A 23,955-nucleotide genomic window follows, 5' to 3' on the forward strand; every position below is an offset into this window, starting at 1 on the left:
GTCTTTCTCCTTGCTTAAGCATCAGTTGCAGTAACCATTAAGCCAGGGAGCAGATCAAGGATTAGATAAACGCAGGACAGGAGTCAAGCAGGTCGTTCATTTGAACAGAGACTCTTTATGATAAAAATACTTATTAGCGCCATCCTCCTTTGTTTCACCATCACCAGTCAGGCAAGTATCATTACCTTTGATGATTGGCAATATAACAGCGATGATCACATCGACTGGCAGGTAACCATTGACGATGAAAGCCATGAAGATTATTTTACTTTTAACATCAGTATCGGCGAAGTAAACCCCAGCGGTGATATTTTAGGCTTTGCCTTTGACAGCTCGGCTGACTTTAACCTGAGCACAGATCTCATCAATTACTCAACTTATGAGCTGTCTTCATTTGCTAGCGACTCTTTAAGTTGCGGCCGAGGCTGTAATTTCAACGGTGCAATCCGCAACGATTTTGATTATATTTTCCGGGTAGGTCAGCAAGGTTCAGGTAGTGATTATGTCAGCGAATTCTCTTTTGGGCTGGCCAAAAACGGCTTAACTCTGGACGAAAACTTATTTACCCGTGTCGGTATACGGGCACAGTCAGTCGGCAACAACTGCGACAGCAGCAGTTGTAATGGTAGCGTAAAAGACTACTCACAAACTCCGGGTACAGATATCCCTACTCCCCCAAGTGACGACGTAACCCAAGTGCCCGAGCCGGGCACCGCCTTTTTATTCGCCCTGACGTTAATAGGTTTCACGGTAAGAAGACTGAAATAACCCTCATTTATCTACCCGGATGAAATACTTGCAGGCAAGTAAAATCATAACAGCCTGCAAGTAACAAACTCCGCCTTTCTGCAATCCTCTCTGTTGAGCTCACAAATGTCAGCTAAATTTACACACTAAACCTCCAGCCTCCCCGAAAAACACATAATCCAATGATATATAACAATAAAAGCTAACTGGCGTTATTTGTGCTTATGCTAGGCGCGAGATATGTTGACGCTCATACTAACGCTTTACCTGCTAGTGCAGATTAAAGCAAAACACAAATAAGCCGACGCAGGAAAAAGGCTTATAAATTAATAATAAAAACGAATACTCCACCGGGTAAGTCCTCCCGGAGAGTTGAGAAAGGAATCTACATGATAAAAGCACTACTCACCACACTTCTGCTATCTTTTACCGCCATCAGCCATGCCACGGTCATTACCTTCGAAGACTGGCAATATAACAGCGGTTACCAAATCGACTGGCGGGTCAGCATTGACGATGAAAGCAATGACGGCTTTTTTACCTTTAATATCGGCATAGGTACAGCAAACCCGACCGGTGACATTTTAGGTTTTGCTTTTGATACCACGGCCGATTTTGATATTCCTGCCGACCTGGTCAATTACTCCACCTATGATTTTTCAAATTACACCACGGATTCATTAAGCTGCGGTCCCGGTTGTAATTTTAACGGTGCGACCCGCTATAACTTTGACAACCTTTTTAAAGTAGGAGATCAAGGCTCGGGCGGTGACTATGTCACCTTATTTTCTTTCGGGCTGGCAAAAGGCGATCTGATCTTAGATGAAACTTTGTTTACCCGGGTGGCAATACGCGCCCAATCGGTAGGTTATGACTGCGACACCAACAACTGCAACGGCAGCGTTAAAGATATCTCTGAAGATCCGACAGTCCAGCCCCCTGTGTCTGTACCTGAGCCAAGCACCGCTATGTTGCTTGGATTGGCTTTACTGGGCATTTGCGCCAGAAGCAGAAAGCGTCAAAGCATTTAATAATAAAAACCGGCATCAATCTTAGGTGCTGGTTCAAAGATAAAATGGAAAGCGCAACTTCCCTTATTGCGGTTTCCATTTTTGCCCGCCAAGCGGCTCAGTAGCCATCACCTGATTACCTCTGTCTCAATAGCAAAATTCTGACGCTTTTCATGGCACGAATACTGCTAATTTTTTAAAGGAGTTCAAAAGCATTTTGAATGAATTCTGCGTTAGCCTCCATACCAACAGGAAACTAACTTGTAGTAATTAAGTATTAAAAAGGACAGACAATGACGTTAAGAATAATAATAGCCCTAACCACTTTTTTCATTAGCAGCCTCAGCATCCAGGCATCCCAGATAGTCTTTACCGATAACTTTAATTCCGGCGATTTAAGCCACTGGAACGTCCTTGGCGGCCAATGGGGCGTACAAGACGGAACATTACACCAAAGTGCCAGCTCAAGCTATTACACGGCAACCCCGGGACAAGTGATTGCGCTTAACGGGGAATATAGTGATGATTTCATTTTCAGAACGGCGCTGGGAGCACAAGACATCCGGGTCGGTTGGAGCGCTGTAGGGATCGCCTTTAACATCCAGGATGCGTCAAATTTTTATTCTATGCACTTTTTCCCCGGCTGGACCGGCGGCGCTTTTCGCTTTACCCGTTTTATTGATGGCCAGATTTCTTATGTCACCACAAGTGATGCCAATATAGGTTTTACACCGGCCACCGGCAGCAGCTATAGCATGCAGGTCCAAGGCCAGGGTAATGAGTTTACCGCCAGTATCTGGGACAACAGTGACTTTGAATCCTTGCCGGTTTTCGAGCAAAGCTACACTGATGATACCTTTAGCGGCGGTACGGCAGGCCTGTGGAGTCAGGAAGGCAAAGGCTACTTTGATAATGTCGGCGCCGATTTTCTTCCCTCAAGTACCGCTCCGGTGCCTGAGCCGGCAACCGCTATGCTGCTTGGCCTGGCATTAGTAGGGTTTGCCGTCAGAAAGAGAATCGGCAATTAAATCGCTTGCGATAAAACGAAAAGGTAACAGCATAATAAAGCCCAGCCCCAACTATCGACACTTGGGGCTGAAAAATCAAACATCACTGACTGACATTATTACGGCCGTTTTTCTTGGCCCGGTACAGGGCCTCATCGGCAAGCTTAAGCACCCGGTCAAAGTTTTGCTTACTGCCACGCATGGCAACCCCGATAGAAATCGTGATACTGACGGTTTTCATGCCCTTATTTTTACTGCCGTTACGCGCCTGTTTAGTTTGCCGGTTAGGATCGCGGATCACCATTTTGTAGTCCGCTATGCTCTGGCGTAATATTTCCAGTTCAGCCACGGCGTGGGCGGCGGATTTCCCGGGAAAAACCACAGTAAATTCTTCACCGCCATAACGGTAAACCTTACCGCCGCCGCGTACTTTTGACAGTTTTGACGCCACCAACTTTAACACCTGATCGCCGATATCATGGCCATAGGTATCATTGAATTTTTTAAAATGATCAATATCGAGCATGGCCACGGTATATTTACGTCCCAGGGACAAGGCCAGCTGGTTCAGCGCCCGGCGCGAGGGCAAAGCGGTGAGTTCATCCCGGTAGGCGAGAAAATAGGAGTCGATAACCACCACCAGCAGGTAATGACATACCAGTACCGTTAAAATCACCTCCCAGGGCAAGGCAATTAACTGGTAATATTGCACGCACCAGATAATAAAACTGACCAGCAAAGCGCTTAACAGCAAGTTTGCCTTCACCAGGCTTTGCCACAGCAACACCATACTGGCAAGCACCACGGGTACTTCCAGGGACAGCAGCTGGACATAATCGTAAGCGGGATCGGTTTTAGGCACCTGGGCAAGGATCAAATCACTGGCCCATAACCAGACATGGGCTACCAGACCGCACATGGCAATGATCAGCAAACGCCCCGGACCGTGCACGCTAAGCAGGCCGCGATCTTTGATCACGGAAAATAAGGCAAAAACCCCGACTCCGGTTAATAACATCCAGTCTTTGTGGCTTTTTAGCCAGGCGGACCAGGGCAAGGTATATTCTAAACTGAGGTAAAAAACCAGCCATAAGGCGGCCAACAGGGAGAAACGGCTACGGCTGAACTGGGCCGCAAAGATTATGGTAATACCGATCAGCGCATATAAGACATTCACCATAATATGCTGCCACGGCTGCCAAAATGCCTGAAAATGTATCATCAGAGCAAAAACCAGCACAGAGCCGGCAATACTCAATGCGGTAACATTAAAACCTTCTAACTTAAACAACTCACTACCCTACTTCTTTTTAAAGCATCCACTCAAAACAAGAGCGGTTAATCCGGATGGCGTTCTAAACACAGCGCCGGCAATAAATACAGTTATGTTTGCCGGGAGCTTATTCAAATCAAACACAGAATAACAGACTCTCAAGTTAGCAGGCGACCATTTCATGTATTTTCATTAAATTATCTTTGTTTTTATCGCAGAAAATAAAAATTCTCCGATAATTGCCTGTCATGACAAATAAAGCAGCTGTCCCTTTCTTGCTATGACTTATGGGCCAGACTCTGTCCCGGGGCCAACTCAAGTGATGGCTCATGCTGGCCTTCCTGTAAGTCCACCTGCTCTATTTTTTCAAAACGGTTAGTGATCTTATCGGCAGAGGTATGAATTTGTTTAACATCCGATGCCGCCTGATCGATATGTTTCGCCAGGTTGGCAAAGCGGCCCTTAAAGCGGCCAAAATCCTGCGACAACATGGAAAGATGCTGCTGGATCAGGTGAATTTGCTGCCTTGTGGCTTCATCTTTTAATACCGAACGCACGGTAGTTAAAATCGCCATCAAGGTGGTCGGGGATGCCAGCCATACCCGTTTCTTATTGGCAAATTCCACCAGTTCACTTTGGTGGGCATGGATTTCGGCAAAAATCGCCTCCGCCGGAATAAACATAATGGCGCCGTCGGAGGTTTCCCGGTCAATTAAATATTTGTCACTGATATCATTGATGTGTTTTTTAATATCGGCTTTAAACTGGCGCTCCGCCGCTTTGCGCTCGAGCTCCCCCAGTTCGTTGTCCATCATCTTACGGTAGCTTTCCAGCGGGAATTTGGAATCTATCACCACATCCCCGGTCGGCGGCGGTAAAAACAACACGCAATCGGCAATCTTGCCATTGGATAAAGTATGTTGCAGTGAAAAATGCTGCTCAGGCAATACATTCCTAATGAGTGCATTGAGCTGTACCTCACCAAAAGCCCCACGCGAGCGTTTATCCGCCAGCACTTCCTGCAGGCTGACCACATTGGTAGATAATTCGGTAATTTTCTTCTGAGCATCATCGATTAACGCCAGCCTTTGCAAGATATCGTTAAAGGTCTTGGTGGTTTTATCAAAGCCGTCGCTTAAACGTTTTTCCACCTGGACACTGATATCAGCCAGGCGTTTATCGGTGGCGCCGGTCAGCTCATTCATTTTAACCGACATTTGTTCGCTGCTGCTCGCCAGGGTCTTAGACAACTCTTCGCGGTTTTCCCGGGTGGTTTTCGTTAAATGCTCAATCAGCTGATCCACCGCTTTTAGCTGGTTGTGGTTAAACTGCTCTTTTTGCTCATTAAGCGACTGGGATAATTCCTGGAAAAACTGCCGGTTGCTGTATTCCTGTTTGCTGTTTTGCTCACTGATCTGGCGCAGCAGCTTAATGCGTAAATCGGCAATTTGCTGCTCAAAATACACTTTCACCTCTCCCAGTTGTTTCACCTGGTGCTGGTGCGAATACTGGAGTTGTTGCTGAAATTTATCAAAGGCTTTTTCCTGCGCCCGTCCCCATTGCGTCAGCTGGTTGTTTAAGGACTCGGTTCCATTTTCTTGCTGGCTTAACTGCTGCAACAAAGCAATTTGTGCAAGTTTTCGCCACAACAGCAAAAAAGCGATCAGAAAAAGACCAGCGAAAATAAGGAGAAAAATAAACAGGGGATGTTGAAAAAATGGCTCAGGTAAAAGGGAAGTTTCCATATTAGGGCTTTATCACTGTTTTTATTTACAGTTATTAAACCATATATAAGGCTAAGAGGTAACTCCTGTTTGCGATTTTCTTCCCGGTTTGAATAAGTATTGAATAAATAAATGAATTTATCTGATAACAGCTTTGTCCGGGCCAGAAAGATTTTTTAGCCCTCGGCAGATGCCTTAATCAACTGCTCTTTATAAATGCAATTACCCGCCAGCGTATCTTTAATCTCCTGTTTAAAAGCCTGTAACCTGGCTATTTTTTTATCTATTTCCACTTCTTTCTTTTTCAGATAATCATTCATTGCCTGCGGCGGCAGTTTTTTTGACAAAAACAGCCCCGCCAGCTCCTTGATTTCATTGAGGGTAAAGCCCAATTCCTTAGCGTGTTTGAGTAATTTCAACTGTTCGACATGGCCTTGAGAATAATCTTTATAACCGTTGGCTTTACGTTTAATGTCCCCCAACAGACCGATTTTTTCATAAAACCGTATAGTGTCTTTGCTCATACCTGTGCTTTGGCACAATGCCCCTATTTGCATCATTTCCTCTTGACCGTGGAGTATAGTCCAGGGTTTATGATAGGGAAGAGGTGAATTTATGACAATCAAATTTAATGTAAAATGCAAGGATGGCCGGGTGCTGTCTGCCACTCAATATCTCCCGGCAACGGCTGCGAATAACCGCTTTATCATCATTAACTCGGCCCTGGGAATAAAGCAGGACTTTTACCGGGCACTGGCACAATACCTGACCGAACACGGCTGCAGTGTTATCACCTGGGATCCCAGAGGCATAGGCGGTTCACAAAGTGAAAATATCAAAACCGACCCGGCGCAATTAAGGGATTGGGGCAGTTTAGATCTTGATGCCCTACTGCATCATGTCACTGATAATCAATGGGCCCGCTGGCAGGATATCACCCTGATAGGCCACAGCGCCGGCGGTCATCTAACCGGCTTATGCCAGTCGCTTGATAAAATAAAACAGATCATCTTGATCAGCTCCGGCACCTGCAGCTGGAAATTATATCCCTTAAGCCAATGGCCAAAAATGTTGCTGACCTGGTATTTACTGCTACCTGCAGTGGTAAAAACCCTGAATTATCTTCCCGGCAAACTGGGTATAGGCCATGACTTGCCCAAAGGAATAGCCCTGGAATGGCGCAACTGGAGCACAAACCAGGAATATTTATTTTCAGATAAGACGCTAAAGCAAACCTATTATCATGAATATCAAGGAAGTATCCATGCAGTCGGCTTTACTGATGATGTCAGTTTTTCTCCCAGAAAAACCATAGAAGATCTAATAGCACGTTTTCCCAAGGCAAAAAAGCAACTGCAGATATTTCATCCCAGTGAATTCAGGCAAAAGCACATTGGCCACTTTGGCTTTTTCAAACAGGATCAGCAACAGCTCTGGCAGCAAATCATTTTAGAGCAACTGCCCAAGGTGATAGCCGAAGGCAACATAACCGCGGATAACCATGAGCAGCAAAAAGACTCTGCTTAACGCATCTTTTTCTAAGCTGCTGCTATCGAGCAAACAGCAGCTTAACTCCTGGTTAGCGTGCTATGGTGCTCACCTGTTCAAACTCACCACCGATGCCGCAGTTACCTTCGCCGTTTACGCCAATATTAATGCCATCACGTTTGGACTCAAGCGCCGTCTGGTACATGATTTGTGCGGTAGCTTTAGTGTTAAAGTCAATAACAAAGTTCAGGGTTTGGCCGTTACAGCTTTCATCCCTGATATCGATACCGTTAGTGGTATCCAGTTGAAACGTCACCCTGTCGCCTTCGGTAATTAATTCGCTTACCTTACCGTACTGGTAACTTCCCGCCATTGCGGCAGAAGATAAAGACATAGCACAAAGCATAATAACTGACTTGAGTTTCATTAATACATCCTTCTTTTTATAAGTAAATAGAGCTTACGGGCTCAGCCATGATTATATTGAGTTTATTGAGCAGCCGCAAACTAGCTTATTGATATAGCGAGGGTTTTGATAAAAAGCAGATCAGTTTTGCTCTCTTAGGACCGATAAAGATCAACTGAAGTGAGATAAAAGCAGCTCTGGCAGCACAGTAATAGCAACAACTGCGAATAGAGCAAATTTACCCACACAGTTTGGAGAGTCGTGATGAAGCTAAACCAACGTATTGCTTTAGGGGCGATAGGCGGCATTACCCCCTACCTGGTGACTTTGCTGTCAATTGATTTTAAAACAGCCGTAGTCAACTATGAAATTCTCGATTGGGTAGGTCTTATTGTCAGGTGTATCATACTGATTTTCCTGGGAGCTTTTGTTGCCTACCTGCATAAAACCGAAAACGAACCCTTTAAAGTTTTCCAACTGGGATTGGCGGCGCCGGCTTTATTGGCAACCTTTATCAATGGCGGCATCGGTAGCAATGAAAGCCTCCCCGTATCCCCGCTGGCAAATCAATACTCAATCTCTATTTTCCCGCAAGCTTTTGCCGCCAACCCCTCAGCGGAAAGCACCAAGAAAAAACAATATCAAAATGAGCAGATGCTAAAAGAGCCCAAGATCAGCGGCTGGTCACGGTTTCTAAGGGGAGTTGCCGGAACAAAGCTGCAAACGTCGCAGCAGAACAGCTACTTTGTTATTGTTGGCTCACACAATAGCTACAAACAGGCAAAAGCACAGGCCAAAAGCCTGGAAAAGAAAAATTATAAGGCCAAAGTATATAACCCCCAGGGCTTTGCTAAACCTTATGCCGTGGCCATTGCCAGTAATATCTCTAAAAAAGAAGCTTTGCAGCTCAGGAACAAAGCTATCGCTGATGGTTTAACAGCAGAGAGTTATATTTGGTCATACGGCAAATAAGGCTCATAGCCTGAACTTACTATCAAGGATTGTTTATGGAAACGCCCTGAAGCTTGCCATGCCCGGTTTGCCGGTCATAATCTTCATCCTGGCGATGATGGCTATTGATTATTGCTGTTATTGCCTTATTGACGGCAGTATCGAGTGCCTGGCAATGGCTAAAGCCATTAAAATTTAATAACGCCTGTTCAACCGCTGTTGCCGCCTGAATGCCTATTTTTGTATGGCCCTGCTCATGATTAAGCAAGGCTTGATAATAACTGTCGAAGGCATCCCTTACTTTTGGCTTAACGCTGAACTCAGGCGCAATTGCCGGCATGGTATAAAGGACTTTCAAGGTGATTTCATTCTTTGTTATATGGCAAAGGTCATCACTTTTTTTTCGGTAATATTGCCATGCAACCTGCCATAAGGTGCGTCCGTCAAATCTGCTGCCTTGGTTGATGAGCGGAGTTCTTTGTTTAATTTCGCTGCGAATGTCTTCCTTTGATACAGGATAAATATCGTAAAATTCAAAGCGCTCCTCTATTGCCGGCTTTGCCTGGACAACATTTACAAAAAGCCAAAAAAGCAACATAAACCTGACGTTCAAATTAATCCCTTTGATATTGGTGGGCTAAAAACCCGGGTTGGCAACATAAACTAAAAACAACCCGAAAATAAAAGCCCCGACACCGGCCCCCCTGAAGACAGGTCTAAATTTTTTTGCCGACCAGACGGCGAAATTACGATGTTTCTCTGAGCCATAAATAACCAAGCCAAAAGCAACCGCGATAAGTAAAGTGCCCAGGCCAAGTATTAACTTTGGATATAAGCTTACCTGGTGATAACTTATCAAAAAACCTCCACCAACCAGTCGGCTAATCACTTCGAACCAGTGAAAATAAGGCTTTTGGCTAAACTTTACAATGCCGTCAGACCAATACTGGGGGCTGGCAACCATCACGCTACTTAACAACATCAATAACAAGCCAAATCCCGCGATAAAGTACATCAATGACTCCCAAGCTCGCAGCGCAAAACGCTAAGTTACACCTTAGTAACCTAAAAGCCTATAGTTTTTCTGCTATTTGAACTATCTGCCTGGTATTATTGCCATGTTAAATTGCCCGAGCATAAAACACCTCCCGAAGTTCAAGCTTTTTAAAACACGGCTTCCTCCGTGAAACCGCGCGGTTTAGCCAAACTCAAAGGTATTAATGGGCATGACCATGGTCTGATTTAAAATTCGCAGGCTCAGCCACTTCCATCACTTGTCCCTGCTTGCTAATGGTAAAATACAGGGTCTGATGGGACTCGGTATTGACCCCTTTGATAATGTAAACGTCGCCGCTTTGTTCAAGTAAGGTAAAATTCTCTTTTGTAACCTTATTCCATGACTTATCTATTTTGCCAACAGCCATACCGTGATCTTTAAAGGTCAGCATTTTGGCCGAGGTTTGCGCAATGGTAACCGCTTTGTCTGCGCTTACCTGACCATGTCCGCCGGTATGGGCAAAGACAGAGCCTGAAATGGAAATTGTAGCGATGAGTATTAACTTTAATAACATTTTCACTGGTTTATCCTTATAAATGGTGTCGTTAATTTTTGTTAGTGAAGTTTATTTCAGCCCTTCAATGACATAATCGCCATCGAAAAGCAGTTGAATTTGCATGTCTTTTGAAGAAGTGTTTTTCCAGTACCAGCCATGGGAGCCGTCAAAGGGTGCGGTAAAACTGCCCTTCATTTCAGGCAAAGTAGCAATGGCATAACTTTCAAAGTATCCGCTGGTATCCCCGGCGGGTTCACCGTGAAGGTCGACATAAACCTCACCGCCGTCAGTCAGCCATTCATAATTCACCTTCTTGAACTGCTTCACCGACAATTTGTACTCTATGCCCTTACCCGCAGGTACAGTCAACACCACAGAGTTTTGTTCACCCGGGGCCTTTTCACTTGAACCTTGCGCGCCGGTATTGGCAGCAGCCTGGTTATCATTAAAAACCGTCAGGCCAAGCTGCTTGCCGACACCGGTCGGGTCCAGGTTGTATTCTGCGGGTAAAATAAAGAATACAAGGGCAAGTATGGCGGTGCTAAAGGCGATAACTGACGCTTTAATAAGGGAGCGGCTTTCTTGATTTGATTCCATAAATAAATATCTCTTAGTTTTTGGTTACTGATTTTTCGTTGTTAGTTTTTGGTTATAAAGGGGTAATTAGTTAATGAAGTATCCGGTTAACTGCATACCGACCAGCATAAAGCCGGCGCTCATCAAGGCGGTGTTGGTGGTTTTGGCAAACCTGTTGAAGCTTTCGTGCTTGCGCCAGTAATTGATGGTCAACAAAATAAACAGCAACGCCATAAACTGCCCCAGTTCCACGCCAACGTTGAATGCCAGCAGGTTGGCCACCAGGCCTTCCCCCGGCAGCTGAAATTCCTGAATCTTGGTTGCCAAACCAAATCCGTGGAATAAACCGAAAATAAGCACCGCCGCTTTGGGATTAGGTTGTTTGCCAAAAAAGTGTTTAAAGCCGCCTAAATTATCAAAGCCTTTATAAACCACCGACAAACCAATAATGGCATCTATCAGATAGGCATTAATCTGGACATTGGCGAGTACGCCGGTCATCAGGGTGACACTGTGGCCGATAGTGAACATACTGACATAAAGTAAAACGTCCCGACTGCGGTGAAGGAAAAATAATACCCCCACCAGGAAAAGCAGATGATCATATCCGGTCACCATATGTTTCGCGCCGATATACATGAAGGGAATGATCTGTACACCTGAGTTCGTTTCTAAAAAATTACGGGTACTGCTATCCACCCCGTGGGCAAAGGCTTCTATTGAAGCCATTGCCATCAGCAGCATTAACGGATACAGCAAATAGCTGAGTTTAAATTTTACTGACATTTATATTTGTCCTTGTGATTGAAGTGTTGATGTATTCAGGTGCTCCGCCTGCCGTGCTGCTTTACCATGAAGCAAACGGTACAGTGCCGGCAGCACAAACAAAGTTAAAATAGTGGAAGAAATGACACCGCCGATCACCACAGTCGCTAACGGGCGTTGTACTTCAGAGCCAATGCCGGTGTTTATCGCCATAGGAATAAAGCCCAAAGAAGCTACCAGGGCGGTAGTCAGTACCGGCCTTAAGCGGGTCAGCGCTCCTTTGATAATGGCCTCATCCAAGCCTATCTTGTCTTTACGCAGCTCGCGGATAAAGGACACCATTACCAGGCCGTTTAAGATGGCGATCCCCGACAGGGCAATAAAGCCAACGGCAGCAGATATAGAAAAAGGAATATCCCTTAATATCAGGGCAAAAATGCCGCCGGTAAGGGCCAAAGGCACACCGGTGAAAATAATCATGGCATCCTTAAAGGATGACAGGGCAAGCAATAACAGGCCGATGATCAATAATAAAGTGACCGGCACAACTATGCTCAGGCGCTTCGATGCCGACTCTAGTTTTTGGTAGGTACCGCCGTATTCCACCCAATAACCGGACGGTAACAATACCTTATCATCGATAGCCGATTTAATGTCATTAACAAAACTGCCGAGATCCCGGCCGCGCACATTGGCGGTCACCACCACGCGGCGTTTGCCGTTTTCCCGGTTTACCTGGTTGGCACCGGCAATCAGCTCAATGCGGGCAACTTCCTGTAAGGGGACAAAGCCACCTGTGCTTAAATGGATCGGCAACTGGTTAAGGTTTCGCACATCACTTCTTTGCTGCTCGGGCAGCCTGACAACAATGTCAAAGCGTCTGTCCCCCTGATAGAACTTGCCAACGGATTCACCGCCTAAGGCAATGGCTACCTGCTGCTGCAAGTCTGCTTTTGACAAGGCATAAGCCGCCAGTCGTTCATCTTTAGGGAGCAGGGTTAATATCGGCAAGCCCGTGGTTTGCTCTACCTGTACATCGGCAATACCGTCAACACCGACAATGGCCGATTCGATTTCTTTGCCAAGACCTGCCAGGGTATCAAAATCATCACCAAAAACCTTGATCGCCAGCTCGGCACGCACCCCGGCCAATAACTCGTTAAAGCGCATTTGAATGGGTTGCAAAAACTCATAGCGGTTACCCGGTACCGGGGTCACCAGGGCTTCAAGCTCGCGCACCAGCTCTGCCTTAAGTTTATCCGGGTCGGGCCACTCTTGCCGTGGTTTGATAATAATAAAATTATCGGCAACACTCGGCGGTACCGCATCGGTTGCCACGTCGGCGGTACCGACTTTGGCAAATACCCGTTCAACTTCAGGTAGCTGCTGGATACGGGCCTCCAGTGCTTTTTGCATCTCAATGGACTGGCTTAACGAAGTGCCGGGTATGCGCAGCGCGTGCATAGCGATATCCCCCTCGTCAAGGTTAGGCACAAACTCACTGCCCATTTTAGTCGCCATAAAACCGGCGCTGGAGACCAGCATTACGGCAACGGCAATAATCAAGTAGCGTCCTTTAAGGGCAAAGATCAGTACCGGCTTATAAAATGCCTCGCACGCCTTCATGATGATATTCTCTTTTTCAAGGACAGGGCCTTTAAACATCAAGGCAATGGCGGCCGGGACAAAAGTAATCGACAGTATCATGGCGCTTACCAGGGCGATCACCACAGTAATGGCCATAGGATGGAACATTTTTCCTTCTACCCCGGAAAGGGCGAAAATAGGCAGGTAAACCGCGGTGATAATAAAGACCCCGAATAATGCCGGGCGTATCACTTCCCTGGTGGCGTCAAACACTAACGACAAGCGTTCATTTAGCGGCAACACCTTGCTCTTGTTGCTCTGGGATGCCTGGCTTAAACGGCGCATACAGTTTTCAACAATAATAATGGCGCCATCCACCAAAAGGCCAAAATCGAGTGCGCCTAAACTCATCAAGTTGGCACTGACCCCGGCTTGTACCATGCCGGTTACCGTCATCAACATGGCAAAGGGAATAACCGCCGCCGTTAATAATGCCGCCCTGAAGTTACCCAGTAACAGGAACAGGATAACAATCACCAGGATCGCCCCTTCCGTCAGGTTGGTTTCCACGGTAGTTAAGGTTTTATTGACCAGTTTGGTCCTGTCATAAACGGCGGTGGCCACTATGCCTTGCGGCAGACTTTTATTAACTTCCTTAAGCCTTTCCCCGACATCCTTGGCCACCTTCTGGCTATTCTCACCGATAAGCATAAACACGGTACTCATCACCACTTCCCGGCCATTTTGCGTGGCGGCGCCGGATCTCAGCTCTTTGCCTTCTTTCACCTCGGCAACATCTTTTACCTTTAAACCCAGTCCTGTTTTCGTGGCAATCGGCACATTGGCCAATTGCTCAAGATCGGCTAACTGCCCGGGCAAACGCACCAGCCACTGAGCGCCGTTTCGTTCGATAAAACCCGCTCCCCGGTTTTGGTTGTGCTCGCCGACGGCGCGGATCACATCCTGCTGGCTTAAGCCATGGGCGAGTAATTTTTCCGGTTTGATGGCAATAAGAATTTCTCTTTTGAAGCCGCCGATTGGATTGACTTCGACAACCCCTTCCACCTGCATCAGCTGGGGACGGATGATCCAGTCATGCACAGTACGCAGATCGGTAGGCGTGATCAAACTGCCATCTTCATTGGTAGCGCCGGGCACGGAGTCGACGGTAAACATAAAGATCTCCCCCAAGCCGGTTGAAATTGGTCCCAGCTCAGGCTCTATACCTTTTGGCAGATCCGCTTTTGCCCCGTTGAGTTTTTCCCCCACCAGCTGGCGGGCAAAATAAACATCGGTGTCGTCGGTAAAAATGGCCACTACCTGAGACAAACCATAGCGGGACACAGAGCGGGTATTGACCAAACCAGGTACACCCGCCAATGCCGTTTCCAGCGGGAAAGTCACCCTTTGTTCAACTTCCAGCGGCGTATAACCGGGCGCTTCGGTATTAATCACTACCTGGACATTGGTAATGTCAGGCACGGCATCAATAGGCAACTTGGTAAAATTCCAGGCCCCCAAAGCCGCAAGCGCCAGCACAAATATCAGGATAAGCTTACTGCGCTGTATCGAAAATTTTAAAATAGCTTCTAACATAGGGCTTCCTTAGTGATCGTGCGAGGCGCCCGATTTGTCGATATCGGCTTTAATGAGATAACTGTTCTGGGCCACATACTCAGTACCTTGAGGCAAGCCCCCCAGTACTTCTACCCAGGGACCGGCTTCCCGGCCAAGTTCCAGCATTCTGACTTCGTATTGCTGCCCGACTTTGGCATACACTACGGTGAAATCCCGAAACGCCTGTAATCCGGTAGACTTAACCGCCAGCGGCACAGGGTAACTGGCCAGAGAAATCTCGGCGCTGACAAACTGGCCGACACTGAGTGCGCCGTTGGTATTATTCACTTCTGCCCTGAAAATTTTCGCCTGCTGGCGGTTAAGGGCGAACAAGGCATCAAACAATTGCGAGTTAATCACCTGCTCGCTGCCGGGAATGAAAATTTTGACCGGGGCGCCCAGCTTGACTTTGGCTTTATCCATAGGGAAAACGCCAAGCTCGGCAATCAGTTTACTGGTGTCTGTGATAGTCAATAAGGTTCTGCCATTAGCTTGTTCACCAACGGCAATATTCTGCGCCGTGATCACACCACTCACAGGGGCGTAAACAGGGTAAGTTTGCAGGCTTTCATTGCTTTCTATGGTAAACAATACCTGGCCTTTTTTGACATGCTGCCCTAATACCGCAGCGAGTTTTTTCACTTCTCCCGGGTAACGGGCGCTGACATCACGGGTCGCATTTGGGGCAAGTTTGAGTTCGCCGAACACTTTTAAGATTTCATTGAACATCTGGCTGCCGGCCGTTTCGGTTTTTATATTCATCACCTGCGCCATTTCATCGCTAATGGCGGTACGGCCTTCAAAGTTGTCATAAGACCATGAATAGCTTTTACCTTTATGGCTGGCGCTTAAGGTAACAACAAAAGAATGAGGTTCATAGATTTCCATATCGCCGCGCAGGTAATCATTTTCAACAAAGAAATTAATATCGTCGATAACATCCCCCAACCGGGTTAATTTAACATTCACCTCAACGTCTTGTGCGGCAATTTTTTTACCGGCCTTTGTCGCGAAAATCCTGAACTCGGGAGGAACCCCGTCTTCAAAAATAGCCAGTTCGATGGCAAAATCACCATCACGTAACATACGGCCATTGTTTGGTCCTTTTTCCACGGCTTCTTTTACCGCCTCAGGATTAAATTGGGCAAACACACCCTGGCTGCTCAGTGCGCCGCTCAAGGCTAATTGACCGATAAGCATAGCGCTCACTATTGATTTAAGTTTCATATTTGTCTCGCTTTCTCTGACTAACAGTGCATTAGTGTGAAATGGATGCACCGGTTAAGCGCTCCAGTTCAATCTTATTTAAATGAATATTGGTATAGGCGGTTATCAGTTCAGTCTGAGCCGCAAGCAACTCCTGCTGTACCGCGTACCAGTCTGTGTAGCTATAGCTGCCAGTGCGATAGGCCTGACCTGCTTTTACACTCGCCAGCTCCAAGGTGGGTATGGTTTCTGACCCCAGCCCCTGAATAACGTGCCGGTTGTGCTTAAGCTTATGAGTTAGCAACAGCAAGCGGGTAGAGGTCTCCTGATACCAGGCATCCGCTTGTGCCTGTTGTTCATTCTGCTGTGCCTGCAATGCCAATATTTTTCCCTGATTGCGGTTTTCACTGCCAAAAGGAATCGAGATACCGGCGGTAAAGGCAAAGTCATCAAGCTGCTCATTGCGTTTAAACCCTGTATTGATTTTCCAGGCAGGTTTTTCTGTCGCTTTGGCCAGGCTGATCTCTGATTGTGCAAGACGCTGCCTGGCAGCAAAAGCTTTTAATCTCGGATGGTTTTTGAGTTTTTTATCAGCAGCATTTAGCGCTTCAATTGAAGGGATATCTTGCAAGCTGCCGTTAATTTGAATATTTGCATCCCCCTGCCATTGCGCGACTAAGCGGGCCCGGCTCGCTTTGATCTCATGATTAAGATCTTCCACCACCAAAGCTTTTTGCGAAAGCGCTGCTTTTGCCCGCAGCTGATCAACAAGATTTGATTTTCCCGCCTTCACCCTGACGGTGATATTCTCCAGCACTTTTTTCGCTTGCGCCTCGGCCAGTTTAGCCAGTTTTAATTGCTCTTTTTGAGCAAGTAACGTGATAAAGATACCAGCAGTTTCAGCGGCTAAATCCAAGGCTTCCCCCTGACGGGCAAGTTCACTGGTCTGTGCTTGTTCACCTGCCACCTTTACCCGCGATTTTATGATTTCATCTTCAAGCAACCAGGAAATACTCAGCGTGGTTTGCATTGCCGACAAGCCGGAATAATTACCGGTTCCGATCACATCTTCAACATCCAGGTTAATATTCATAGGGGTCGAGATACCCGCTTGCTGCACCATGCCCTTTACCGCCTCGCTCTGATAGGCATATTTTTTTAACTGCGGATGCTGAGCCAGCGTAAGCCTGATGGCATCATTAAGGGATAGACTTGTTTGCGCAAAAGCACCGGATGAGACAGCAACTAACCCCAACAGGACCAGTTTCATCTTGGCTTTAAACCGATTGCTAGTCGGTTTTTTTCTTATGTAGCTACGAATGGGCATAGCACCTCTTCCTTAGATCAAATTAAGGGATAATATTGTAAATCCGATCGCCGATCGGTTTTTCGGTTAAAAATAAACAGCCGCCGGCTGTTATGGTTTACCTGAATTCAGGCTATATCTATTAGTGGCTAAAGATTGTTTCCATCAGGTGGTGAACGCTGTCAATGGCAGATAAACTGGCAGCAATAATAAGCACAATAAATATCAGGGTTAGCAGCTTATTTACCGGCTTTAACTCCAGCTGGCCAAGCAGAAAAAATACCCGCTGCTCTAAGACATCGGCGCCAAAATTGGCTACCAGCTCATTATTCACCAGCGGCGCTTCGGCAGCATTTAACCGGGCGACTTTGACCAAAGTCGCCGCTACCATAGTCGATGAAATATTCTCCTCACTTAAAACCGCGTTATCTGCCGCCTGCTCCATGGCCAGTGTCATATGAAGTTTTAACCTCGCCGTCAGTGAGGGAAGAAAAAATGTCGCCAAAATACTGAACAGCCATTTTTTTAACGGATCATTACGTTTGGCATGGGCTTTTTCATGTCCCAAAATAACCGCCTGCTCCTGCACTGTTGTCGCTTTAAGCATGCCAGAGGTGATATAACAATGTTTAGTCAAAAAGCCACTGGTAAAGGCGCAGGCTTGCGGCAGCTCCAACTCATATACCTGGTGCCCTATTTTCCTGGCAAAGCCGGATAAAAGCGACAATTCATTTTTATGCTTTAGCAAAAGACTGACTTTGCGGATCAGCACATAAGCAATCCCGAGTAAGGCCAAAAGCAAGGTAATGCTGTGCCAGCTAAAAACAGCATAGACATCCATATGATGCCAGTGGGCATAAGCCGTGCTCCAGCTAAAAGGATCCAGGCTACTGAATTTATATAAAAAATAACCAGAAACCAGCACAGCCACGCACCAGGGAATCACCACCAGTAACCATAAAATGTTTTTGCGCGGCTCAACCTCCATACCAAGAAATCGCTGGTCTAAAACAGAAATAATCAGGGATACGGCAAGATTGGCAATAAAAAAAGTGATCACTGCAATAGCAAGTGTATTGAGCCAAATAGCCAATGCCCCCTCAATCATTACTTACTTTCCTGCCCTAGCTTAAGACGTTGCTGTTCAATCAGGCTCTCTAATTTAAGCAGCTGCTCTTCGTTAAACTCTTTTGAAATGGAAGAAAAGGCAGCCACTAAGCTACTGTCGTCTTCGGTAATGAAATCACTGGTCACCGACTTGATTAACTGGCCGATAAGTTCATGTCTTTCTACTTTCGCCTGATAGACAAATGCATGCCCCTCTTTATGGCGCGTTAATAAATCTTTTTTATACAAGCGATCCAGGGTACTTTGAATGGTATTTAAACTACCGCCACGCGTTTTTTCAAAATGGCCAAAGACCTGCTTCACGTCGGCAGAGTCGTTTTGCCAAAGGTATTGCAGCACCAGTTTTTCCAGCTCACCAAGTTTCATGAAGTTACCTCTTTTGTCATAAAATTTTGCCAGAGTAAATAAAAACCGACCGACAATAGGTTTATTGTTTACCATATAAAACCGACTGTCAATAGGTTTTATATTTATACATAATATCAAGCTATTAACACTAATAAATCTTAAAAGTTATTCTCCGCAACAATAACAAGCTTGAATAAGCTTACATCGGTAATACACAAATACTCACATCAAAAACATTGATCACCACCAGTTTGTCACGGCAAAGACGTCGACAATTTTTACAAACCGGTATGCTCTCATACCGGTCACGACTCACTTCGACAATCCCGGGGAAAAAATAATAATTGTTAATCAAAAGTAATCATTAAGTACCCCCAAAAAATCACTTCAGTAGCTCATTAAAAAATAAGATGAGTTTCTCTCGGGCGAAATATTTGTAAATAAGCCTGCCAATATTTGATTTACATTTATCTGAAACCAGCTGGTTGTAAATTCAATCTTGGTACACAAAATGCTGAACTAGCCGCGCCCACTTTTAGCGGTAGTTAGTGGACTAAAATCGTATTTTCACATTGTCGCAGTTTGGTATTACAAAGTGAATCAAGCGGGATTGCATCAGTATCTGCATCTCCCTTTTAGAAATTTTTGTAGTAGGAAAAACTAATGAAAAAGATAATGAAATTTATTATTTTGGTTTTATCTTTTAACCTTTGGGTAAATCTTGCCTGGGCTTGTGGTCATCCGCCACCACCACCACCGGTACCTGATCCTCCTCCTCCTGAAGTCTGGATGATAGACCATGGCATCGACCCGACCACAGGAATGAGCAATATGTGGTTTGGGGTTGAGATTGACCCGGAACTCTTTCCCATCACCGAACCCACAGTGTGCACCTGTGGCATAGGTCTTGGCGGAGCAAACCTGCCTTTTGTTCCTTCTCTTAATGTTACCAGCGCCATGCTTGCGGTAACCAATATGATGACACATGAAGTCGAACGTGTGGATGGCTTTGACTTTGAACCCGACTCCGCCATAGCCGGCAACTCAGCCGGCAATGCCCTGATACCGGGCCAGCAGTGGAACGGCTTTTCAGCGCTGGTGACAAATTTTGTCCAGCCAATATTAGAGGATAACGAAGTATTAAAGCTTTGGTTTAACCTTGAAATTGATCCCGATGACATCGAAACCTTACATGAAGCCACCGACGGTCAGCTGCTGGGCTTTAGCATAGGCGGCTCTCCAGACGATCCGGAGCACCAGCCCCAGCAATTTATTGGCCACAAAACTTCAGTGCCAGAGCCCGCCTCTGCGCTCCTGTTGGCCATGGGACTTGTGTTATTTGTTGCAGGCCGGAAAAAGCGGCTCAGCTAATCACTTATTAAGTCAATAAAAAAGGCAGCTATGTTGCCTTTTTTAACCAATCCGCCTGATATTCCAGCTCAAATTTGTTAGAGGAATAACAATGACAAACAAATGTAACTTTAGCCGCTATGAAAGTAACTTACGGTTAGCAGTATTAAAAAAATGTCTGCTGATCTCTCTTGTCATCTTAGCATTATTGCTCCTGGCCATGTTTAAAGCTTCGGCAACCGTTATAGAAGTTTTGCCAAAACTGGAGCAGATGATCGAGAACCAGCAATTGCCTCAAGACAATAACAACCAGCTACAGTTGGGGGCTGTAACTGCTCTGATGGTAGATAAACAATATCAGGAAGCAATAACACTTTTACAGCAACACCAAAAGCAATATCCCGCCAACAAAAGCGTGTGTTACCTGCTGGCTTTATCCTACGTGGGCCAGGAAAATTGGCAAAAGGCCGACTTGGCAAGCCAGGAGTGCATAAAAATAGATAACAGATGGCCGGTCATATATAGCTTAAGAGGCCCGATACTCTCGGCCCTCGGCAAAAAGAAACAAGCCCTGCAACAGTATAATTTTGTTATCGCCCTAACACCTGATGAACCCGGCAGCTATCTGCAAAGAGCCAAATTCCTTTATGCAAACCGAAAAAATGACAAACAAGCCCTGAATAAAGCAACAAAAGATATCGCTAAATACCTCCAGCTTAACGGTGATGCCAGCAATAGTTATGGCTTGCAAGGCCTGGTTCATTTGGCTTTAAACCAACCCCGCCAGGCAAAACCCTATTTACTTAAAACAATAAAAGCTCAGCCCGGAAACCTGACGATACTCGCCGAACTCTTACCCCTTTATTATCAGGAAGGCAAAACAAACCAGGCAAAGGAGTTACTCCTTAGCAGTAGTAAATCCTTCAATAAACTGGATAAGAAAAAAAGCAGCCTGTTCCAATATTTACAGGCAAAACACGCCATAGCTACCAAAGAAAAAAACAAGGTGGAAGGTTATTTTCAGGCTGCACTTAAGCTCAAGCCGGATAATTTGGCGGCGCGCAAAGCACTTATCTACTGGCTCGACAAACAGGAAAGATTGCCCGAAACTATTCCCCTGGCGAAAAAAGGCCTAGTTTTTTCACCCAAAGACAGTTATTTCACCTCCTACTTAGCCTGGGCCCTGACAGATGAAGGCACAGATTTAGCTCAGGCACAAAGTTGGATAGACAAAGCCAAAGCCTTAACACCTGGTAACGTGTTTCTCAGCGATACCCAGGCCTGGCTGGATGTACAACAAGGCAATTACCAGCAGGCACTAAAACACATTCAACCCAGCATCAGTTACGCACCGCAGGTGCCTGAAATTGCCTATCACCTCGGGGTGATCCACTATAACCTTGGGTCAAAAAATAAAGCCATCGAGTATTTGCAGCTGGCCCTGAAATTACCCGAGTCATTTAACGGCAGAACCCAGGCCAAAGCCCTGTTAAATAACTTAACGAGCAGCAGTTAACTTAACACTGCGACAACATACTTTTTATAAACAATCGCCGGCAGGGTATATCACTCCCTGCCAAATCAAACGATATGATTGAATGTCATGTAAAGCTGAGCATTTTCCCGGTGACTTACGCTAAACCCGGCTCTTTGATAGGTTTTTAAGGCACTTGTATTATCTTCAAAAACGCTCAGCACCAAAGACCGGGCGTGAAAGCTGTTCAAACGTTGCTTGGCCAGTGACAATAATTTTGCTCCCACCCCGGTGCGCCGGTGCGCCGCAGCAACATACATCTGGATGATCTCAACAGTGCCGGGAGACGAAACAATCAGGCCACATAGCCCCACTAACTCACTTTCATGAAAAGCCCCAAGCATTAAACCTTTCGGGCTAGCGTTTTCTATTAATTGTTCAAAATAGAGTTTGCCAGTTTGCATTTCTCTTTCATAATTTGAACCAAAGCATTCAGGATGAAGTTTTAAACTTTCAAGCCGTACTCTGCGGTAATCAAGGCTGTCTTTCGCCGTTAACACTCTACAACTGATATCCGTCATTTCTTCTTAAATTTCCCTTTACCTTGCTGATGTGAAAAATGATCCGTTAACTTATCAAAGGCATCACACTTTAAACAACAATAAATGACCTTATCCGGAAAATGTCGACCAATTCCCGGCTTCTGGCTAAATGCTAAAAACACCGCTCTGCCGCCGTTCAACAATATTAACTCTGCTAGACTAGTAACAAGCATTTTGGAATGCCTGCCAAAATGGCCGCCAAGGGAGTTCTCTCTTCAACCTAAAAGGAATTTGTTATGTCACGCTTAGTTACTTATTTCAACAACGGCAGTATTGAACTAAATCATGCCGTCAACCAGCCTTATACCGATATCAACCTGGCTTTTTTACTGCCCAATGCAGACAACCCCCTCGATCTTGAACTGGCCGGGGCAATCGCAGCAAGCCCCTCGACACTGACGCAAACCACTAAACAGGCGATATCCGCCCTGCAGGCAAGTGGTAAAAAGGTTTTATTGTCCTTTGGCGGCGGCACGGTTTCCTCTGAAACTTATCACCAGCTGGCAGGAAACGAAACAGAGTTGGCACAAAATATTGCCTGTTTTATAACCGAAAACCAGTTAAACGGCGTGGATATCGACTTTGAAGATACCGGTGCTTTTACCGGCAGTGCCGGGTATAACGGCGTTGATTTTTTGGTCAATTTAACCAGAGCACTACGAGCAACATTACCCGCCGCTAACTCCCTGATCACCCATGCGCCACAGCCCCCCTATTTAGAGTGCGGCAATCCCATGGGGGGTTATGTACAAGTGATGGCAGAGGCCGGCGAGGATATAGATTGGCTCAATGTTCAGTTTTATAATAACCCGCCCTGGAGCAGTAACCCGCAAGAAATTGTCAGCTCCTATAAAAAATATGCACAGTTACCCGGATTAAATGCAGAAAAATTATTGATAGGTTTGCCCGTTACCGAACATGATGCCGGCAGCGGCTATATGCCGGTAGATGAGATAATTTCTGATGTCATCCAGCCGGTGCAAGCAAACGGCGCTTTAGGCGGCATGATGAACTGGCAATTTTCCAGTGATAAAGGCGGCGCCTGGACCGAACAAATTGGCGCGGCGATAGGTTTGTAAAGCGCCCATTATCGGGGCCGGGTTTGTTAAAGCCGGTAAAAAACGGCCCCAGCTGCTTCTGTTTACGGTTACCCGGCACCCGTTCGAACCTTTTCAAACAAGATCACAAAACACTCCGTTTACGGCGCCTTTTATACCTTTATCTTACTTCACCGGAGGAATGGAATATGTGCCGACCGCATGGGCCACCGGCTCCGGCGAATCTCCGGAATAGATGGACACCTCGCCAATCGCCAGTACCTTACCCAGTTTGATTAAGGTGCACTTGGCAATAATGTCTTTTTCAGCCGAAGGTTTGCGCAAAAAGTTAATATTTAAATTTGTGGTTACCGCATGGGCCACCAGGCCAATTTCACTCAAGATGGCCACATATAAAGCCGCATCTGCCAGCTCCATCAACACAGGCCCCGATACCGTACCGCCGGGGCGTAAATGTCCCTGGTTGATCTTTTTCCTTATCGTTGCCGATTTTTCACCGACATTGTCGATAATGAAATCAGCCTGCGGAAAATCCGTTTGAAAAAAATGGGTAAGTTCTGCTTTGGTTGCCATACTCTCTCCTGAAACATGGTTTATCGCTCACTCATCATACCAGTTGGCTAAAATAACTAAACGGTTAATTGCCGTTTGCGCTAAAACCGCTGTAGACTCGCCACTGACCGGCACTTGCCCCCGGTTAGCACAAAGGAGCGCTATCCAAGCGGGCAAGAGAGCAGGAAAGCGTACATTCGCAGGAGCGCCGCTTACCTTAGCAACTC

The 23,955-nt window shown here is 46.1% G+C and carries 24 protein-coding genes; 8 read left to right on the top strand and 16 right to left on the bottom strand.

Annotation, left to right across the window (positions count from 1 at the left end; all coding sequences use genetic code 11):
• Positions 1-117: 117 nt before the first annotated feature.
• From QL234_RS16035 to QL234_RS16045, 3 genes are all read left to right on the top strand, one after another.
• Positions 118-768 (top strand): PEP-CTERM sorting domain-containing protein, encoded by a 651-nt coding sequence (locus tag QL234_RS16035; RefSeq protein WP_281558828.1) that lies wholly within the window; start codon positions 118-120, stop codon positions 766-768.
• 368 nt (positions 769-1,136) lie between these two features.
• Complete coding sequence (locus QL234_RS16040) at positions 1,137-1,778, top strand: PEP-CTERM sorting domain-containing protein (protein WP_281558829.1); 642 nt, start codon at positions 1,137-1,139, stop codon at positions 1,776-1,778.
• A gap of 272 nt (positions 1,779-2,050) precedes the next feature.
• Positions 2,051-2,785, top strand: coding sequence for a PEP-CTERM sorting domain-containing protein (locus QL234_RS16045; protein WP_281558830.1), 735 nt, complete (start codon positions 2,051-2,053; stop codon positions 2,783-2,785).
• An 82-nt stretch (positions 2,786-2,867) separates the two neighbouring features.
• Here QL234_RS16045 and QL234_RS16050 read toward each other — a convergent pair whose 3' ends face one another.
• From QL234_RS16050 to QL234_RS16060, 3 genes are all read right to left on the bottom strand, one after another.
• Complete coding sequence (locus QL234_RS16050) at positions 2,868-4,055, bottom strand: diguanylate cyclase (protein ID WP_281558831.1); 1,188 nt, start codon at positions 4,053-4,055, stop codon at positions 2,868-2,870.
• A gap of 260 nt (positions 4,056-4,315) precedes the next feature.
• The gene (locus QL234_RS16055; protein ID WP_281558832.1) at positions 4,316-5,782 is read right to left on the bottom strand and encodes a DNA recombination protein RmuC; all 1,467 of its coding nucleotides are present in this window, start codon (positions 5,780-5,782) and stop codon (positions 4,316-4,318) included.
• A 155-nt stretch (positions 5,783-5,937) separates the two neighbouring features.
• The gene (locus tag QL234_RS16060; RefSeq protein WP_348650721.1) at positions 5,938-6,321 is read right to left on the bottom strand and encodes a MerR family transcriptional regulator; all 384 of its coding nucleotides are present in this window, start codon (positions 6,319-6,321) and stop codon (positions 5,938-5,940) included.
• A 55-nt stretch (positions 6,322-6,376) separates the two neighbouring features.
• On the opposite strand from QL234_RS16060, the gene QL234_RS16065 reads away from it, so the two are divergent.
• A complete protein-coding gene (locus QL234_RS16065; protein ID WP_281558833.1) occupies positions 6,377-7,288 on the top strand; it encodes an alpha/beta fold hydrolase in 912 nt (303 codons plus the stop codon).
• Between the two features lie 52 nt (positions 7,289-7,340).
• Here QL234_RS16065 and QL234_RS16070 read toward each other — a convergent pair whose 3' ends face one another.
• Positions 7,341-7,676 (bottom strand): hypothetical protein, encoded by a 336-nt coding sequence (locus tag QL234_RS16070; protein WP_281558834.1) that lies wholly within the window; start codon positions 7,674-7,676, stop codon positions 7,341-7,343.
• A gap of 243 nt (positions 7,677-7,919) precedes the next feature.
• Here QL234_RS16070 and QL234_RS16075 point away from each other — a divergent pair, with 243 nt between their 5' ends.
• Complete coding sequence (locus QL234_RS16075) at positions 7,920-8,627, top strand: hypothetical protein (RefSeq protein WP_281558835.1); 708 nt, start codon at positions 7,920-7,922, stop codon at positions 8,625-8,627.
• Positions 8,628-8,649: 22 nt separating this feature from the next.
• Here QL234_RS16075 and QL234_RS16080 read toward each other — a convergent pair whose 3' ends face one another.
• From QL234_RS16080 to QL234_RS16125, 10 genes are all read right to left on the bottom strand, one after another.
• Positions 8,650-9,219, bottom strand: a complete 570-nt coding sequence (locus QL234_RS16080) for a DUF922 domain-containing protein (RefSeq protein WP_281558836.1) — start codon at positions 9,217-9,219, stop codon at positions 8,650-8,652.
• 24 nt (positions 9,220-9,243) lie between these two features.
• Positions 9,244-9,621, bottom strand: coding sequence for a hypothetical protein (locus QL234_RS16085; protein WP_281558837.1), 378 nt, complete (start codon positions 9,619-9,621; stop codon positions 9,244-9,246).
• A gap of 202 nt (positions 9,622-9,823) precedes the next feature.
• Positions 9,824-10,177, bottom strand: a complete 354-nt coding sequence (locus QL234_RS16090; RefSeq protein WP_281559014.1) for a DUF6488 family protein — start codon at positions 10,175-10,177, stop codon at positions 9,824-9,826.
• A 51-nt stretch (positions 10,178-10,228) separates the two neighbouring features.
• Positions 10,229-10,756, bottom strand: coding sequence for a hypothetical protein (locus QL234_RS16095; protein ID WP_281558838.1), 528 nt, complete (start codon positions 10,754-10,756; stop codon positions 10,229-10,231).
• 66 nt (positions 10,757-10,822) lie between these two features.
• On the bottom strand, positions 10,823-11,521 hold the full coding sequence (locus QL234_RS16100) for a HupE/UreJ family protein (protein WP_281558839.1): 699 nt from the start codon (positions 11,519-11,521) through the stop codon (positions 10,823-10,825).
• Complete coding sequence (locus QL234_RS16105; protein WP_281558840.1) at positions 11,522-14,683, bottom strand: CusA/CzcA family heavy metal efflux RND transporter; 3,162 nt, start codon at positions 14,681-14,683, stop codon at positions 11,522-11,524.
• A 9-nt stretch (positions 14,684-14,692) separates the two neighbouring features.
• The gene (locus tag QL234_RS16110) at positions 14,693-15,931 is read right to left on the bottom strand and encodes an efflux RND transporter periplasmic adaptor subunit (RefSeq protein ID WP_281558841.1); all 1,239 of its coding nucleotides are present in this window, start codon (positions 15,929-15,931) and stop codon (positions 14,693-14,695) included.
• Positions 15,932-15,962: 31 nt separating this feature from the next.
• A complete protein-coding gene (locus QL234_RS16115) occupies positions 15,963-17,180 on the bottom strand; it encodes a TolC family protein (protein WP_281558842.1) in 1,218 nt (405 codons plus the stop codon).
• A 178-nt stretch (positions 17,181-17,358) separates the two neighbouring features.
• Positions 17,359-18,324 carry a M56 family metallopeptidase gene (locus tag QL234_RS16120; RefSeq protein ID WP_281558843.1) on the bottom strand — a complete coding sequence of 322 codons (966 nt, stop codon included), beginning with the start codon at positions 18,322-18,324 and terminating at the stop codon, positions 17,359-17,361.
• Complete coding sequence (locus QL234_RS16125) at positions 18,324-18,710, bottom strand: BlaI/MecI/CopY family transcriptional regulator (protein WP_281558844.1); 387 nt, start codon at positions 18,708-18,710, stop codon at positions 18,324-18,326. The genes QL234_RS16120 and QL234_RS16125 overlap by 1 nt, the downstream gene beginning before the upstream one ends.
• A 645-nt stretch (positions 18,711-19,355) precedes the next feature.
• Between QL234_RS16125 and QL234_RS16130 the strand changes: the two genes are divergently transcribed.
• Positions 19,356-20,063, top strand: coding sequence for a PEP-CTERM sorting domain-containing protein (locus QL234_RS16130; RefSeq protein ID WP_281558845.1), 708 nt, complete (start codon positions 19,356-19,358; stop codon positions 20,061-20,063).
• Positions 20,064-20,154: 91 nt separating this feature from the next.
• On the top strand, positions 20,155-21,558 hold the full coding sequence (locus QL234_RS16135; protein ID WP_281558846.1) for a tetratricopeptide repeat protein: 1,404 nt from the start codon (positions 20,155-20,157) through the stop codon (positions 21,556-21,558).
• Between the two features lie 65 nt (positions 21,559-21,623).
• On the opposite strand, the gene QL234_RS16140 is transcribed toward QL234_RS16135, so the two are convergent.
• Complete coding sequence (locus tag QL234_RS16140; protein ID WP_281558847.1) at positions 21,624-22,097, bottom strand: GNAT family N-acetyltransferase; 474 nt, start codon at positions 22,095-22,097, stop codon at positions 21,624-21,626.
• A gap of 257 nt (positions 22,098-22,354) precedes the next feature.
• Between QL234_RS16140 and QL234_RS16145 the strand changes: the two genes are divergently transcribed.
• Positions 22,355-23,197: a glycosyl hydrolase family 18 protein gene (locus tag QL234_RS16145; RefSeq protein ID WP_281558848.1), complete on the top strand. Its 843-nt coding sequence runs from the start codon at positions 22,355-22,357 to the stop codon at positions 23,195-23,197.
• Positions 23,198-23,341: 144 nt separating this feature from the next.
• On the opposite strand, the gene QL234_RS16150 is transcribed toward QL234_RS16145, so the two are convergent.
• Positions 23,342-23,749, bottom strand: a complete 408-nt coding sequence (locus tag QL234_RS16150; RefSeq protein ID WP_281558849.1) for a PaaI family thioesterase — start codon at positions 23,747-23,749, stop codon at positions 23,342-23,344.
• Positions 23,750-23,955 lie beyond the last annotated feature (206 nt).

The organism is Thalassomonas sp. RHCl1 (genome assembly GCF_947387555.1).
In the GTDB taxonomy this organism is placed as follows: domain Bacteria; phylum Pseudomonadota; class Gammaproteobacteria; order Enterobacterales; family Alteromonadaceae; genus Thalassomonas.